This window comes from Mesorhizobium sp. 113-1-2, from assembly GCF_016756475.1.
Lineage (GTDB): Bacteria > Pseudomonadota > Alphaproteobacteria > Rhizobiales > Rhizobiaceae > Mesorhizobium > Mesorhizobium loti_C.
Window position 1 is genome coordinate 6,316,564 of record NZ_AP023242.1, and the last position, 14,949, is coordinate 6,331,512.

15 protein-coding genes are annotated in these 14,949 nt (G+C 64.3%); 10 read left to right on the forward strand and 5 right to left on the reverse strand.

The window, feature by feature from the left end:
• Positions 1–51 precede the first annotated feature (51 nt).
• On the reverse strand, positions 52–825 hold the full coding sequence (locus tag JN279_RS30740) for an SDR family NAD(P)-dependent oxidoreductase (protein WP_202351047.1): 774 nt from the start codon (positions 823–825) through the stop codon (positions 52–54).
• Positions 826–1,055: 230 nt separating this feature from the next.
• Here JN279_RS30740 and JN279_RS30745 point away from each other — a divergent pair, with 230 nt between their 5' ends.
• From JN279_RS30745 to JN279_RS30775, 7 genes are all read left to right on the forward strand, one after another.
• Positions 1,056–2,159: a histidinol-phosphate transaminase gene (locus JN279_RS30745; RefSeq protein WP_274608600.1), complete on the forward strand. Its 1,104-nt coding sequence runs from the start codon at positions 1,056–1,058 to the stop codon at positions 2,157–2,159.
• Between the two features lie 158 nt (positions 2,160–2,317).
• A complete protein-coding gene (locus JN279_RS30750; RefSeq protein WP_202353831.1) occupies positions 2,318–3,601 on the forward strand; it encodes an NAD(P)/FAD-dependent oxidoreductase in 1,284 nt (427 codons plus the stop codon).
• A 256-nt stretch (positions 3,602–3,857) separates the two neighbouring features.
• Entirely contained in the window at positions 3,858–5,210 is a 1,353-nt protein-coding gene (locus tag JN279_RS30755; protein WP_202351048.1) for an ABC transporter substrate-binding protein, read from the forward strand.
• Between the two features lie 94 nt (positions 5,211–5,304).
• Positions 5,305–6,243: a sugar phosphate isomerase/epimerase family protein gene (locus JN279_RS30760; protein WP_202351049.1), complete on the forward strand. Its 939-nt coding sequence runs from the start codon at positions 5,305–5,307 to the stop codon at positions 6,241–6,243.
• Positions 6,240–7,172 (forward strand): carbohydrate ABC transporter permease, encoded by a 933-nt coding sequence (locus JN279_RS30765; protein WP_202351050.1) that lies wholly within the window; start codon positions 6,240–6,242, stop codon positions 7,170–7,172. The genes JN279_RS30760 and JN279_RS30765 overlap by 4 nt, the downstream gene beginning before the upstream one ends.
• A complete protein-coding gene (locus tag JN279_RS30770) occupies positions 7,172–8,065 on the forward strand; it encodes a carbohydrate ABC transporter permease (RefSeq protein ID WP_202351051.1) in 894 nt (297 codons plus the stop codon). The genes JN279_RS30765 and JN279_RS30770 overlap by 1 nt, the downstream gene beginning before the upstream one ends.
• A 1-nt stretch (position 8,066) precedes the next feature.
• Positions 8,067–9,137 (forward strand): Gfo/Idh/MocA family protein, encoded by a 1,071-nt coding sequence (locus JN279_RS30775; RefSeq protein WP_202351052.1) that lies wholly within the window; start codon positions 8,067–8,069, stop codon positions 9,135–9,137.
• 34 nt (positions 9,138–9,171) lie between these two features.
• On the opposite strand, the gene JN279_RS30780 is transcribed toward JN279_RS30775, so the two are convergent.
• Together JN279_RS30780 and JN279_RS30785 are read right to left on the reverse strand one after the other, a co-directional pair.
• A complete protein-coding gene (locus tag JN279_RS30780) occupies positions 9,172–9,978 on the reverse strand; it encodes an SDR family NAD(P)-dependent oxidoreductase (RefSeq protein WP_096455359.1) in 807 nt (268 codons plus the stop codon).
• Positions 9,975–10,829 carry an NAD-dependent epimerase/dehydratase family protein gene (locus JN279_RS30785; RefSeq protein WP_096455357.1) on the reverse strand — a complete coding sequence of 285 codons (855 nt, stop codon included), beginning with the start codon at positions 10,827–10,829 and terminating at the stop codon, positions 9,975–9,977. The genes JN279_RS30780 and JN279_RS30785 overlap by 4 nt, the downstream gene beginning before the upstream one ends.
• Positions 10,830–11,063: 234 nt before the next feature.
• On the opposite strand from JN279_RS30785, the gene JN279_RS30790 reads away from it, so the two are divergent.
• From JN279_RS30790 to JN279_RS30800, 3 genes are read left to right on the forward strand one after another with little or no spacing between them, the layout of a single operon-like run.
• Complete coding sequence (locus tag JN279_RS30790; RefSeq protein WP_096455355.1) at positions 11,064–11,708, forward strand: cysteine hydrolase family protein; 645 nt, start codon at positions 11,064–11,066, stop codon at positions 11,706–11,708.
• A gap of 45 nt (positions 11,709–11,753) precedes the next feature.
• On the forward strand, positions 11,754–12,302 hold the full coding sequence (locus tag JN279_RS30795) for a MarR family winged helix-turn-helix transcriptional regulator (protein ID WP_096455353.1): 549 nt from the start codon (positions 11,754–11,756) through the stop codon (positions 12,300–12,302).
• A gap of 41 nt (positions 12,303–12,343) precedes the next feature.
• Entirely contained in the window at positions 12,344–13,537 is a 1,194-nt protein-coding gene (locus JN279_RS30800; protein WP_096455351.1) for an amidohydrolase family protein, read from the forward strand.
• A gap of 15 nt (positions 13,538–13,552) precedes the next feature.
• On the opposite strand, the gene JN279_RS30805 is transcribed toward JN279_RS30800, so the two are convergent.
• On the reverse strand, positions 13,553–14,137 hold the full coding sequence (locus JN279_RS30805) for an amino acid synthesis family protein (protein ID WP_096455349.1): 585 nt from the start codon (positions 14,135–14,137) through the stop codon (positions 13,553–13,555).
• The gene (locus JN279_RS30810) at positions 14,134–14,718 is read right to left on the reverse strand and encodes an amino acid synthesis family protein (RefSeq protein WP_027033912.1); all 585 of its coding nucleotides are present in this window, start codon (positions 14,716–14,718) and stop codon (positions 14,134–14,136) included. Before JN279_RS30810 ends, JN279_RS30805 begins: the two co-directional genes overlap by 4 nt.
• Positions 14,719–14,949 lie beyond the last annotated feature (231 nt).

Consider the following 14,949-nt stretch of genomic DNA (forward strand, 5'->3'; position numbering starts at 1 on the left):
CGGCCGGTCACAGTGCGGAAGCTTTTGGTTTCGAACCTACTGCGAGCTGCCTCAAATCGATGCGAGAAACCCGCCATCCACCGGAATGGACTGGCCGGTTATGTAGGCGGCCGCATCCGAGGCAAGGAACACGGCAACGCCGTGCAGATCGCTGAGATCGCCGAAACGGTGCTGCGGAATCTTGGCCAGCATCGACTGCTGCCATGCCTCGTTGCTGTAGAACACATCCGTCATCGCCGTCCTGAAATAGCCCGGGGCGATGGCGTTGACCCTGATGCCGAGATCGGCCCACTCCGCCGCCAGCGCCCTTGTCATGCCGAGCAGGCCCGACTTCGACGAGCCGTAGGGCACGGCGGTCGGAATACCGACTTCTGAAGTCAGCGAGCAGAGATTGATGATGGCGCCGCCACGCCCGGCGTCGCGCATCTGCCGTGCCGCAGCCTGGGCGCAGAAGAACGCGCCCTTGAGATTGGTATCGACGATCCGGTCCCACAGCGCCTCGTCGACATCGAGCGAAGGCCGGACCTCTTCCATCCCGGCATTGTTGACGAGGATGTCGAGACCGCCGAGCAGGCCGGCTGCCTCGGCGGTGGCTGTCCGGCAGCGGCCGACATCGGTGACGTCGAGGGCAACCGCATGCGCAACCCCGCCGGCCGCGCGGATCGCCGAGGCCGTCTCCTCGAGAGAGGCCAGGCTGCGCGCGGTGACCGCGACGTCGGCGCCGGCCGCACTCAGCGCCTCGGCAATGCTGCGGCCTATGCCGCGGCTGGCGCCGGTGACAAGCGCCTTCCTGCCGGCAAGATCGAACAGAGAAGCATTGCGCATGTGATCCTCCTTGCCGGTGTCGCCTTCCGCTTGCAGGGCGACACTATCAGATCAGGTTACATATACAAGCATATACAAACAGTTTCGGCTACGCTACTCCTGACAAAAATCGCCGCACCAGCGCGCCCGTCGGTGACCTGGCTTGCCCCAGGGACGATGCCGCGAAACCCGGTGTTTGAGAACCCGGCCGAAGGCGGAAGTCGCTTGGCCAACCACAGAGGAGCCCGCTCGTGTCGAAAGCTTCAGACATGGTTCGAACCGAAGTCACGCGCCTGTCGCCTTACAATTCCGGACTGACCATCGCCGAGGTCATGCAGCGATACGCTCCAGTCCGGATCGCCAAGCTGGGCTCTAATGAAAACCCGCTTGGCCCGAGCCCGACCCTGGCCACGATGATGCAGGCCGGCGCCGAGATGTTCCGGCTCTATCCGGATCCGGCCGGACGCGAACTGCGCCAGGCCATCGCCGCCAGATACGACTTCAGCGAGGACCAAATCATCCTCGGCAATGGGTCGGAGGACCTGCTCTCCGTCATCAGCCGCGCCGTGCTGCGGCCCGGCGATACCGTCGTCACGCTTTATCCGTCGTTCCCGCTGCACGAGGACTATGCGACGCTGATGGGCGCGCGCGTCAAGCGTGTGGCCGTCAACAACGACCTCACAATCAACGTCGACGCCCTGATCGAGGCGGTGCGCGAGCGGCCGCGCATGCTGCTGTTCTCCAACCCGATGAACCCCGTCGGCAGTTGGCTCTCTGCCAGCGATCTGTCGAAGGTTCTGAATGCCGCCAGCGACGAAACGCTTGTTGTCGTCGACGAAGCCTATGCCGAATATGCCGAGGGCGACGACTATGCCTCGGCGTTGCCTGACCTCGGCAAACGTGACCAGCCATGGATCGTGCTGCGGACATTTTCCAAGGCGTTCGGGCTTGCCGGATTGCGGATCGGCTTCGGCATCGTCGGCGACCCGGAATTGCGCGCGCTTCTTGATCGGGTACGCACGCCCTTCAACGCCAACGGCATGGCGCAGGCCGCCGCGCTGGCGGCGCTGGTGGACGAGGAACACCTTGCAAGGGTCGTGGCCCTGGCCAAGGCGGAAAGAACGCGTGTCGAGAATTTCCTCAGGAACAAGGGCCTCGACGTCGCCCCTTCACGAGGCAATTTCCTGTTCTTCAACTGCCGGCAAAACGCCTCCGACTTCGCCGAGGGCCTGCTGCGCGAAGGCGTAATCGTCAAACCCTGGAAGCAGGACGGTTTTGACAGCTACGTGCGCGTCAGCATCGGCTCGCCAGCGGAGAACGACCACTTCATGGCGGCGCTGTCGCAGCAGTTGTGATTTCCCGAAAGCCATGCTGAATTGACTGGCGCGCCCGGCACGATATTCGAGAGTCTGCCGTTATGGAGTTTCTCGCAGGTGGCGCATCCCTTTTCGCCGACGGCATTCGCCAGCCTCTCTGACCTGCGTCTCTTCCGGTTCTCTTGACAATGCCCAATATGCTTGAGATCAGCCCGCCCCGGAGCCTCTACCGCGAAACGGCCGGCGGTACCGCCAACTACCCCGCCCTTGCCAGTGCGCAGCGGGCGAGGATCGCCATTGTTGGCGGCGGCTTCACGGGTCTTTCGACCGCCCTGCATCTGGCGGAAGCCGGCGATGACGTCGCCGTGCTCGAGGCCCAGCAGCCCGGCTGGGGCGCGTCGGGCAGGAATGGCGGCCAGGTCAATCCCGGCCTCAAATACGATCCCGACACGATCGAGGCGATGTTCGGCCCCGAGCTTGGGCCGCGGATGATCGATTTCTCCTATGGCGCGCCGGATTTCACCTTCGGCCTCATCAAGCGCCTGTCGATCGCCTGCGATGCCCGGCAGAACGGCACCATACGCGCGGCCATCCGGCCGAAGCCGGAAGCCGCGGTGCGGACCACCGCCGCGCAATGCGAACGGCGCGGCATGCCGGTCAGCATGTTGGACGCGCAAGCGATGGCGGCGCGAACCGGGACGAACAGATACATATCCGGCATGTTCGACGCCCGCGGAGGCGACCTCCACCCCTTGAAATATACAATCGGCCTGGCAGCCGCCGCGCAAAACGCGGGTGCACGGATATTCGGCGGCAGCGAAGTGCTTTCGCTGAAGAGGGAGGCCGGACGTTGGATCCTCAAAACCGCGAATGGCTCCGTCAGCGCCGAGAAAGTGCTTGTCGCGACCAACGGCTATACCGGAACCCTGTGGCCGGGCCTGGAGCAGTCGCTGGTTCCGGTGTTCAGCGCGATCGCGGCAACCGAACCGCTGTCGCCGTCGGCCGCAGCTGCCATCCTCCCTGAAAGGCCTGTTCTCTACGAGGCCGGCAACATCACCGTGTACTACCGCATCGACGCCCAGAACCGTCTGCTTATGGGCGGCCGGGGACCGATGAAACCGATCGGAGATGCTTCCGCCATCCGCTACCTCACCGACTATGCGCTGCGACTGTGGCCAGCACTCGAGGGAATACGCTGGACACATGGCTGGAACGGCCGTGTCGCGATCACCAAGGACCATCTTCTGCACATTCACGAGCCGGAAGACGGCGTGCTGATCTGCCTTGGCTATAACGGCCGCGGCGTCGCCATGGCCTCGGCGATGGGCGCCGCTTTGGCGCAACGCCTGCGAGGCGACGAGACGTCGCCGTTTCCCATGCCGATATCACCGCTCAAGCCAATCCGGTTTCATCGCTTCTGGCCGCTCGGGGTGAAGGCAGCGATCCTTTCCGGACGGTTGAAGGACCGGTTCGGCGTCTAACGCGAAGAGCTCGCCAGCCTGACAACGTGTGAGGTCGCAAGCCTGGCCTTTCGGCCAGCGGTTTTGCGCCGGCGCCTTCTCATATCCGAACGCGAGGCCGAGCCATTTTCGCTCCCGGGGCGCTCTCATCATGGCGATCAAATTATAGGCACACTTGCCGATTGACAAAAATCATAACAGGCGACCAAGATCATATGACCATCAACGATATTTGGTCCCGAGGTTGCCCCTCGGCATTGGCGAAAAGGAGAGCCAGATGCCCGTTCAGCAGAGAGTGACCCATCGTTCGAAACAAAGCCCCGCCAGCCCCATCCTTGCCACCGCACTGCTAAGCCTCGGCCTGATCACAATGCCCGGAGTCGGCCATGCCGACGGGATCACGCTCAAGGTTTTCGGTGGCTCTGCCCTTGACGAACTCGCACCGCGCCAAGCGCCGGACGAGCAGAAGAAAATCCAGCAGCAGGTTATCGATGGGTTCCTCAAGGCCAACCCCGACGTCACCGCTGTCGAGTGGGACGCACAGGGGCCGCAGACCGATTCGATCCAGCGCCTGATGACCGCCAAGCTGGCAAACCAGGAAATGGACCTGATCGCTTGCCCGGCGTTCTACACCAATGGCGCCTATGTCCGGCGCAAGCTGGTGATGCCGATCACCGACAAGATCAAGCCTTTCCAGGACCGGATCGACGCCGCAGCGCTGGGCGCCTTCACCATCAGCGGCCAGGTCTATGGCGTGCCGATCTCGACACTCTCGACATCGACGATCTTCTACAATGTCGACCTCTTCCAGAAGCTCGGCATCCCCGTTCCGCCGACCTATGACGACCTCAAGGCAGCGGTGCCGAAGTTCAAGACCGCAGGGGTGATCCCGCTGCTGCATCAGGGCTCGAACACCGTGATGTGGCCGATGTGGTACTTCGAAACCTTCTCGCAGGCCTCGGGCGATGCCATCGGCAAGACGCAGAAGAATCTCGAAGGCACGGCGAAATTCACCGACGCGCCCGATGTCGAAGGCTTCAAGCTGATCAAGCAATGGGTCGACGACGGCATCCTGTCCAAGGATTCGCTTTCGGTCGACCAGGACGGCATGCGTGCAGCCTTCGCCGCCGGCAAGAGCGCCATGTACTATGGTGGCACCTGGGAAATCCCGTCGCTGCAGACCAGCGTCAAGGCGTTCAAATGGGGCGTCTTCGCCTTCCCGAAAATGGACGGCACGCCGGGTGCGCCGGGCCATGGCGGCGGCGCCGACAACGGCATCTGCGTCGCCTCGTCGATCCCGCCCGAAAAACTCGATGCCGCGGTCAAGTTCATCGAATATCTGACACGGCCGGAAGTGGCGACGCTCTATCTTGCCCCCGAGCAGCCGATCGCCGCCTCGATCAAGGGCGTGCCGCAGGTCGAGGATGCCTACGCCGTCGAGTTGCGCAAGCAAGCCTTCCCGAGCACCATCAAGTTCCTCGACTGGATCTGGCCATCGGAAGTCGCGTCAGCCACGGCCTCGGCCATCGCCGGCATCGTCGGCGGCACGACGACGCCCGAGGACGCCGCCGCCTCGATCCAGACCACCTTCGACGACCTCAAGGCGCAGGGCAGCTGGCCGCCGAAGTAAGCGCTTCCCGGCGCGCATCCAGCCAGGCCGATCCGCGCGGCACGACAAACAGAGGCCGCCCGTTTTGGGCAGCCTCGTCAATCGGAGAAACCACATGACACAAACCCGTGCCGAACGGCAGCGCTTCTCGATCGGCTATCACCTGAACAGCTGGGACCTGACCGGCCTGCCGCTACGGCCAGCCATCAAGTTCCTGGCCGAACAGGGCTTCGGCTGGTTCGAGATTCTCGCCTTCACCAGCCTGTCGGACCAGTACGCCCGCAAATACATGCAGCTCGGCAACCAGCCGCCAATGGGGGTCACCACCGACACCGACATTCTGCGGCGTTACGCGCTGCTCTCGGAAGGCCAGAGCGAGCATGGCATCAAGCTCTCCTCCTTCTACGTCAATGCGATCTTCACCAACCCCGTCGCCTGGCCGTACGAACGCGACGTGCTGGTGGCGCTGACCCGGATGTTGAAGGGTTTCGGCTCACCCGTGCTGGTTCTCGGTGGCGGCCCCTCGGAAGCGATCGCCGGCCCACACACCGCCGACGACTATCGCGCCTTTTGCCGCGCGCTCGAAGATATCGGCAGGCGGACAAAAGACCTCGGCATCGAGACCGTCTATCACCCGCATCTCGACACCTTCATCGAGCGCCGCGACCAGCTCGACCGCATGATGGATGAGCTCGATACCGATCTTGCCGGCCTCTGCATCGATCCGGCGCATCTTGCCCACACCAATTCCGATCCGGTCGACGCGGTTCGAACCTACATCTCGGCCGTGCGCTACATGCATTTCAAGGACACCAGGGTGGATCCGGCGCTAAAGGGCTATGATCGCTATGGCGCCTTTTGCGAACTCGGCGCCGGCGTGGTCGATCTTGCCGGCATCGTCGACGTGCTGCTGGAGGCAAAGTACGATGGTCTCGCCATCATCGAGCTCGATGCGTCGAAGAAGACGGCGGAGCAAAGCACGCTGGAAAGCATCACCTATGTCAGGGACACGCTCGGGCTGGTGCTGACACCACAAAGCGCGAAGGCTGCATGACCGCGCGATCACAAGAGGCTGCTGCTTCTGGCCGTTCCGATCCCTGGCGCTTTCTTGCCGGGGATGGTGCGGTGGCCTTCTTGATGATCCTGCCCGCCGCGATCCTGTTTTGCCTTTTCTACCTCTGGCCCTTCGTCAACGGTTTCTGGCTCAGCCTGCACAATTGGGACGGGTTTTCCGATCCGACCTGGGCAGGCCTCTCCAACTATCAGCGCCTCTTGCACGACCGCATCTTCCTCGGCGCGCTGCGCAACAATCTGATCTTCGTCGTTGCCGTCGTCATCCTGAAGAACGTGCTCGGCCTCGGCCTGGCGCTGCTGCTCAACCGGGCGCTGGTCGGCCGCGCCTTCTTTCGCGCCGCCGCCTTCATCCCGGTGACGATGTCCTTCGTCGCGGTCGGGCTGCTCTGGTCGTGGATCTACAATCCGGTCTTCGGCCTGCTCAACGGCGCGCTCGACCTGTTCGGCCTCGGCGGGCTGAAACAGTCCTGGCTTGGCGATGCCGACATCGCGCTCTACTCGATCATCGTCGTCGACGTCTGGAAATGGCTCGGCTTCCACGCCGTCATCTATCTGGCGGGGCTGCAGACGATCCCGTCGGAACTCTATGAATCGGCCAAGATGGACGGTGCCGGCCCGCTGCAGCGCTTCCGGCACGTCACCGTGCCGATGATGATGCCGATCGTCTTCATCAACACCATCCTCGGCCTGTCCGGCGCCTTCGTGCGCAACTTCGACATCGTCTATGTGCTGACCAAGGGCGGCCCGAATCACGCCACCGAAGTCGTGCTCACCTACATGATGAGCAAGGCCTTCCAGGACGGCGCCATGAGCTATGCCGCGGCAATCGGCTATGTGCTGTTCCTGATCGTCGGGCTGGCCAGCGTCGGCCTGCTCGCGCTGATGCGGCGGCAGAGGCTGGACGTCTGATGAGCAGCGCGGCCAAGCCTTCGCTCACCCCTGATGACGGCGCGGCCCGCCGTCCCCGGCGCCTTGGCACGCGCAGCCTGCTGGAAGTCGCGGGCATCTACGCCGCGCTCGCCCTCGTGCTCATCGAGACGCTCTATCCCCTGCTCTGGGTGCTGTTCGGCTCGCTCAAGACCAAGGAGGAGATGCTGAGCAACATCTGGGGCCCGCCGTCGAGCCTGGTGCTGCAGAACTATGCCGATGCCTGGCGCATCGCCGGCATGGGGTCGCGCATCGTCAGCTCCGTGCTGGTCACCGGTTCGGCCTTGATCATCCTGGTCGTCGTGGCGACGCCCTGCGCCTATGCGTTGGCGCGCCTGCGGTTTCCCGGACGCGGCGTCGTGCTGGCCGTGGCAGTTGCCGCCATGCTGGTGCCGCCGCAGGTGATGGCCATTCCGCTGTTCATGGTGGCGCGCGACCTCGGCCTGATCAACAACCGGCTCGGCATCGCCTTCGTCTATGCGGCGACGTCGCTGCCGCTGTCGGTCTTCATCCTGCGTAGCTTCTTCGTCACGCTGCCCGCCGATCTCGAGGACGCCGCGCGCGTCGACGGCGCGAGCCGGCTCGAAATCCTGATCCACATCATGCTGCCGCTGGTGCGGCCGGGCGTCGCGCTGATCCTGATCTTCGGCTTCATCGAGATCTGGAACGATTTCTTCCTCGCCTTCCTCTTGCTGCGCGACCCATCGGTGCAGACCATCCCGCTCGGCTTGGTCAGCTTCTTCCAGCAGTACGATTCGCTCTGGACCCTCTATTTCGCCGCGTTGACGATCACGACACTGCCGGTGATCGTCGTCTTCCTCGCCATGCAACGGCAGTTCATCGCCGGCCTGACCGCCGGCGCCGTGAAGGGCTGACATGCAGGATCGCGTTATTGGCGTTGGCGTCATCGGTTGCGGCGAGATCGCCCAGCTGATGCATTTGCCCTATCTCATGGAATTGCCGGCGTTTCGCATCGCCGCCCTGTGCGACATCTCGCCCGGCACGGTCGACGCGGTCGCAGAGCATTACGGTGTCGCGGCACGCTATACGGATCATCGCGCTTTGCTCGCCGATCCGAATGTCGATGCGGTGGTGATCTGCACCTACGACCATGGCGAGATGGTCGCCGACGCAATCCGTGCCGGCAAGCACCTGATCGTCGAGAAGCCGCTCGCCTTCACGCCGCAGGAAGCGCGCCCGCTGGTCGAGCAGGCCGAGCGGAGCGGCCTCGTCGCCCTTGTCGGCTACATGAAATTCTACGATCCCGGCTACGAAACCGGATTGGAGCGCATCGCCGCGATCGGCCGGCCGAAGTCGATCCACGTCCATGATTTCGCCGGCCGCTTCGACCGCTATGGCAAGCTCTACACGCAGACCCGGATCGCCGACGTGCCGGCCGAAATGTTGGCGGTGGGACGCGATGCCGTCGCGCGGCGCGTCGAGGCGGCACTCGGTGCCGATCATGCCGGCTATCGCGACCTCTATCTGTTGCTGCTCGGGCTGAGCAGCCACGACCTTGCTGTCATGCGCGGCGCCTTCGGCACGCCGGACCGCGTCGTCCATGCGCAGCAGACCGGGCCCAACCAGTTGCTGGCCGTGCTTGACTATGGCGGCGTTCCTTGCCTGTTCGACATGGCGCTCGCCCAGTATGAATGGTGGGATGAGTGGATCCATGTGCATGGCGAGCGCGACGAGGTGCGGATCGAATTCCAGAACCCCTATTTCCGCAACGCCTCGGCAACGGTGCGCCTGCGCGAGGCAACAGGCGAAACCGCGTCCGAGCGCGTCCTACCGGGTATCCCCGACACCTCGTTTCGCCGTGAATGGCAGCATTTCGCCGACTGTATCCTGGCCGGAGCAAAACCGCGCACGCCGCTTTCGGGCGGGCTGGCCGATCTCGATCTTGCGGTCCGGATCATCCAGGCGATGCCGCCCAAAAGGCTCTGACGGTGAATCCGCCTACGCGAGCCGTGGCTGTTTCCTAGCGATACTTCGGAAACGCGTTGCCGGCGGGCGCGTTGGCCCAGCTCTGCAAGGTCTGGCCGCCGTCGATCAGCCAGTCGACGCCGGTGACATGCCTTGCCTCGTCCGAGGCAAGGAACGCCACCGCGGTCGCGACATCGTCCGGCTGGCCGATGCGGCGCAACGGGATACGGTCGGCGAAATGCTGGACGCTGCTCTTGAAATCGCCGTCGCCGGAAGCCGGCACGCCGAGCGTCGTCTCGATCACGCCGGGACAGATGGCATTGACGCGAATGCCATAGGGCGCGGCATCGAGCGCTGCGACCCGCGTCAGCCCGACCACGCCATGCTTCGAGGCGACATAGCCGGCGCCGCCCGAAAGCACGTCCCAGCCGGCCATGGAGGATCCCATATTGACGATCGAGCCGCCGGCCCCGGCCTTGATCATCGCCTGGAGCGACGCCTGCAGGACGAGGAAGATGCCGCGCAGATTGATGCGGATGATGGTGTCCCAATCCTCGACGGGCAATTCATGCACGGGAGCGACGACACCCGAAATGCCGGCATTGTTGAACACGACATCCAGCCCGCCGAATGTCTCGACGGTCGTTGTGACGGCGTTGCGCACATTTGTCTCGTCGGTGACGTCGGCTTCGATGGCTATGGTGCTGTCGCCGAGAGAACGAGCCAGCTCGCGGGCCGCCGCGCCGTTGCGGTCGACGATGGCGACGCGCGCGCCTTCGTCGAGGAAACGTCGGACCGCGGCGCTGCCGATGGCGCCGGCGCCGCCGGTGACAAGGATTTTCTTCTGGTCGAACCGCTTCATCCCTTGGTCTCCGGCTTTCGATAGGAACGCCATGAATGCTCCGGCGCGAAGCCGAGCGTCTCGCGCGCATGGACCGTATCGAGCACGGAGCCGAAACCGGCGATCGGCCGCGACCGGGCGACGCCTGGATACACCCGGCGAACGAGCGCTTCGGTCTCTTCCTCCATGAAGGTGTCGGCGGCGCTGAGCAGGACGCGCAGATGGCCGTCGCCTTGCCATTCGAGCGCCCGTAGAAAACCCTGCCCGGCATCGCGCGCATCGAGATAGGCCCACAGGTCGCGGGCGCTATCGGCGGTGGCGCGGCGCGGACCGACGCCGGCGAAGAAGGATTGCGCGGTCTGGATCCATGGCATGCGGATACTGACCGCCGAAAAGGCGCCGCGGCGCACCGCCGCGTCGACGATTTCCTCGCCCAGCCATTTGGACAGGCCGTATGGGTCCTGCGCGCCGACCGGGTGGTTCATGTCGACCGGCAGATAGGGCGGGGTGACAGCCTTCTCGAAGAAGGGATAACCGAAGACGCTGAAGGACGAGGCATAGATGAAGCGGCTGATGCCAGCCGTGGCGGCGGCCTCGACGACATTGTAGGCGGTGGCGACATTGGTCTTGAAGACCTCGCCGCCGGCCCGGCCGGTCGGCCGCGGAATGGCCGCGACATGCACGACGGCATCGCAATCGCGCACCAGCTGCAGGGTCGATCCCAGATCCGTCAGGTCGGCGGTGACCTGACGCCATGCGCCCCCGACCGGCGCCACAGTATCGATGCCCAGCACGTCATGGCCGGCGGCAAGCAGGGCCTCGGCAACGTGGCGGCCAAGCAGGCCACTGGCACCGGTGACGATCGCCCTCATATCACGGCCCTCGGCTCGCAAGCACAGAGGCTTGGATATCATTGATGGTCATACAAATTGAGTCCATGATTGCCGCCCCTTGTCAAGGCCATATCCGGCTGGACAAATAGCGCATACGCTTGTCAGCGCGGCATGCGCAAGGCCGGTGACTACTGCTTTGCGTCGAACGGGATTGACTTGGCACCCGCCAAGGTTTTTTGTATGAGCATCAACGATCGACCAAAGGAGTCCGCCATGGCCGTGGACGTTTTTTCCTCACATCGGCACGACGACGCGATGCGCCTTGATCCGCAGCGCGCGGCCATTATCGTCATCGACATGGTCAACGAGTTCTGCAAACCGGGCGGGGCCATGGTCCTGCCTGGATACGAGACGCTGGTCGGGCCGCAACTGGCCGTCATAGAGGCGGCCCGCGCGAGCGGCGTGCCGGTGATCTGGGTTCACGATGCGCACCGGCCGGGCATGCGCCGCGAGCGCGAATGGGTGAAGCGCACGCCACATTGCCTGGAAGGCAGCTGGGGACCGGAGATCATCGAAGATCTTGGCGCCCGCGATGACGAGATCCACGTCATCAAGCGGCGCTACTCGGCCTTCTTCCAGACCGACCTCGACCTGACACTGAAGGACATGCAGATCGACCAATTGGTCATCTTCGGCGTGGTCACCAACATCTGCGTGCGATCAACCGTCCACGACGCATTTTTCCAGGGCTATGAAGTGGTGGTGCCGAGCGATTGCTGCGCGGCGACGGGACCCCGCGAGCAGGAAAGCTCGCTCTACGACATAGCGACGCATTTCGGCGTGGTCAGCGATTCGGCTGATGTCGTCGCGGCGCTTCGCGACGGGACATCGCTGCAACCGATCGAAGTCGCGGCTTGAGCTACCAAAGCCAGCGGCATCCGAGACAGGCAACAGGAGTCCGGTTTGACGACCGAAAAGAAAACCGAGAAAAGCGCGACATCGAAGCAGCAACGCGGCAACGCGGAACCCCTGACCCGCGAGCAGGTTCTGGAGCGATACGCCGAGACCGGCTACGCGTTGGACCAGCACCCGGCACACGTCATCCGCAAGGCGCATCAGCGCGCGACGCTGCGTTTCCAGCAGGTCATGGCCGGCGAAGATCTGTCGCCGACCCAATTCGCGGCCCTTGCCACGATCCTCAAACATGGCGAGGTCTCGCAGAACCATCTCGGCCGGCTGACGGCGATGGATCCGTCGACCATCAGCATCGTCATGCGCAAGCTGCTGAAACACGACCTGATCACGCGCAGCGCTTCCGACACCGACCAGCGCCTGTCGATGATCGCGCTGACCGAGAAAGGGACCGAATACACGCTCGAGCGGCTCGCACGCAGCGTCGAGGTCGGGCGCCGCTTCCTGTCACCGCTTTCACCCGCCGAGCAGGCGACGCTGCTTCGCCTGCTCAAGCGCATCAATGACGACGATCCATCGAATGGCGACGGCGGCAAATAGGCCGCGCCTGGACCTTTCCATACCAGCAGAAATGAGATCCGATGCCGTCCGACCCCAAGTCGTCTGCCAACACGCTCATCGTCCGCAACATCGGCCTCCTTCTGAGCGGTGACCTCGGCCAGCCGATCCTCGATGCCGACACCATCGTCGTGGCCGACGGGCGCATATCAGCCATAGGCAAGGCCGGCGATGTCGACGGTGGCAACACGGCAACGATCATCGATGCGATGGGCTGCGCGGTCGCGCCAGGGCTTATCGACAACCATGCTCATCCGGTGGCCGGCGACTGGACGCCGCGGCAGAACCAGATCGGCTGGATGGATTCCACCGTGCATGGCGGCGTTACCACCATCATCTCGGCGGGCGAGGTCCACACGCCGGGACGCCCGCGCGACCTGGTCGGGCTGAAGGCGCTGGCGATCGCGGCGCAGCGGACCTTCTCCAACTTCCGTCCCAACGGCATGAAGATCCTGGCCGGCGCGCCCATCCTGGAGCACGGCCTGGTCGAGGATGATTTCCGCTATCTCGCCGAAGCCGGCGTGACACTCATCGGCGAGGTCGGGCTTGGCGGCGTCAAGGATGGTCCGACCGGCCGGCAGATGATCGCCTGGGCGCGCAAATACGGCATGACCTCGATGACTCATACGGGCGGTCCGTCCCTGCCCGGCTCCGGCCGCATCGGTGCCGATGTCGTGCTGGAGGTCGACGCCGATATCGTTGCCCACGTCAATGGCGGACCGACGGCACTTCCCGAAGCCGAAATCCGGCAGATCTGCGAGAACGGCTCGCGCGCGCTGGAAATCGTCCACAACGGCAATCTGCGCACCGGACTGTTCGTGCTCGATCTGGCGAGGCAGCGCGGCGAGCTTTCGCGCGTCGTCCTCGGCACCGACAGCCCGGCCGGATCCGGGGTCCAGCCGCTCGGCATTTTGAGGACGCTGACCATGCTGGCTTCGCTGGGCGGCATCGCGCCGGAAGTGGCGTTCTGCCTTGCCAGCGGCAACACGGCGCGTGTGCGCGGACTGGCTGATCGCGGCATCATCGAGGTCGGCCGTGCAGCCGATCTGATCTTCATCGACCAGGCGATGGGCGGTGCCGGCGACGGATTGCTCGACAGCGTGGCGCTCGGCAATCTGCCGGGCATCGGTATGGTCGTCATCGACGGCGAGGTGCGCACCGGCCGCAGCCGCAACACCCCGCCGGCTCTGCGAGTGCCAGAGGTCAGGGCCGCGTAGCGGCCTTCGCAGGCATCAACTCACGCCGTCCTTGCCGACGATCTTATCCTTGGTCAGCCCGCCGACGCGCGGGTGCGGCCGGCCGGAATCGGTGACGGCGATGGCGACGACGATCTCGTCGGCGCGCGGCGCATCGGGGACGCGGACCTCCATGCCGTCGAAATGGCTGCGCACCTTCGCCGCATCCTTGTGGCCGAGCGGAATGTCGAGCGGCACGCCGAGGCCGCCGCGCTTCTTCGATGAGGGAATGAGCGCGGCGCCCTTGCCCAGCACATCGCGGAACGGAGCACCGAGCGTTGGGTGGAGGATGGCGGCGGCATGTTCGAGCTCGCCGTCGGCGCCGACGGCAGCAGCCTTGCCGAAGCTCTCGACCTCACTGCCGGCAATGCCAAGGGCTGCCACCGCGCGCCTGGGCAAGATATCGCCCAGCGCTTCGCCGATATCGCTTAGCCCCGACAGGTCCTCGACAAAGGTGCCGGCATAGGGGTTGCGGATCACCGCGATCGCCGCGGCACGCCGCGTCGGCGGATCGACGGGGCGGCCGCCTTCGATCCGGGTTTCCTCGACAATAGTGATGATGCGGCGGATTTCCAGGCTCATCGCAATCCGTCCTCGCCCTTGATGTCGGCCGCAGCCAGGCCGCCGACCCGCGCATGAACGCGCGCACCTGTCGTCATCGCCAGGATGACCGCCATCTCGTCGCTGCGCGGCGCATCGCCAACGCCGATCTCGATCGCGTCGAAATGGCTCCGCACATAGGAGGCGTTGATGTGGGTGATCGGAATGTCGATGCGCGTTCCGGGGCCGCCGACCTTCTTGGTCGAGGGCACGATCGCCTTGGCGTCGCCAAGAAGTTCGCGCATCGCGTAGCCGCCGGGATTGTGCCACAGCGCGCCGTGTTCAAGCTCGCCGGCGGCACCGACGATGGCGCCCTTGCCATAGCCTTCGACGGCGGCGACGCCATCGCCCATGGCGTCTATCAGGCGCCGCGCCATTTCGAGGCCAAGCGGTTTAAGATCCTCCATGAAGCCGGTGATCTCCTCGACGTAGCGTCCGGCAAAAGGGTTGGCGATGACGGCGACGATCGCGCCGCGCTTGGGCGGACGCGCTGCGGGCGGCCCGCCCTCATGGAAGATCTCTTCGACCTGGACCAGAAATTTCCTGACCACCACAGCTGGCATTGCGCGTATCCTTCGTCCCGTCACTCACGAAAATTCGTTAGAGCATCAACAATTATGCATCGCGATATTTGTCAAGCACGGAGGTGAAGGACGCGGATGACGGGCCTAAGAAAACCGCATCGGATGACGATTGACAGCCTGTTTAGCCGCTCCTAAACTCATATGACCATCAACGAACTCGCCGGCATTCCGGCGATATGTGGGGGATGGTCAAGGCGTGGCTTCAAAAGC

Coding starts and splice junctions, on each gene's coding strand:
- JN279_RS30740 (WP_202351047.1), bottom strand. CDS start 825: ATGCGCAATGCTTCTCTGTTCGATCTTGCCGGCAGGAAGGCGCTTGTC.
- JN279_RS30750 (WP_202353831.1), top strand. CDS start 2,318: ATGCTTGAGATCAGCCCGCCCCGGAGCCTCTACCGCGAAACGGCCGGC.
- JN279_RS30755 (WP_202351048.1), top strand. CDS start 3,858: ATGCCCGTTCAGCAGAGAGTGACCCATCGTTCGAAACAAAGCCCCGCC.
- JN279_RS30760 (WP_202351049.1), top strand. CDS start 5,305: ATGACACAAACCCGTGCCGAACGGCAGCGCTTCTCGATCGGCTATCAC.
- JN279_RS30765 (WP_202351050.1), top strand. CDS start 6,240: ATGACCGCGCGATCACAAGAGGCTGCTGCTTCTGGCCGTTCCGATCCC.
- JN279_RS30770 (WP_202351051.1), top strand. CDS start 7,172: ATGAGCAGCGCGGCCAAGCCTTCGCTCACCCCTGATGACGGCGCGGCC.
- JN279_RS30775 (WP_202351052.1), top strand. CDS start 8,067: ATGCAGGATCGCGTTATTGGCGTTGGCGTCATCGGTTGCGGCGAGATC.
- JN279_RS30780 (WP_096455359.1), bottom strand. CDS start 9,978: ATGAAGCGGTTCGACCAGAAGAAAATCCTTGTCACCGGCGGCGCCGGC.
- JN279_RS30785 (WP_096455357.1), bottom strand. CDS start 10,829: ATGAGGGCGATCGTCACCGGTGCCAGTGGCCTGCTTGGCCGCCACGTT.
- JN279_RS30790 (WP_096455355.1), top strand. CDS start 11,064: ATGGCCGTGGACGTTTTTTCCTCACATCGGCACGACGACGCGATGCGC.
- JN279_RS30800 (WP_096455351.1), top strand. CDS start 12,344: ATGCCGTCCGACCCCAAGTCGTCTGCCAACACGCTCATCGTCCGCAAC.
- JN279_RS30805 (WP_096455349.1), bottom strand. CDS start 14,137: ATGAGCCTGGAAATCCGCCGCATCATCACTATTGTCGAGGAAACCCGG.
- JN279_RS30810 (WP_027033912.1), bottom strand. CDS start 14,718: ATGCCAGCTGTGGTGGTCAGGAAATTTCTGGTCCAGGTCGAAGAGATC.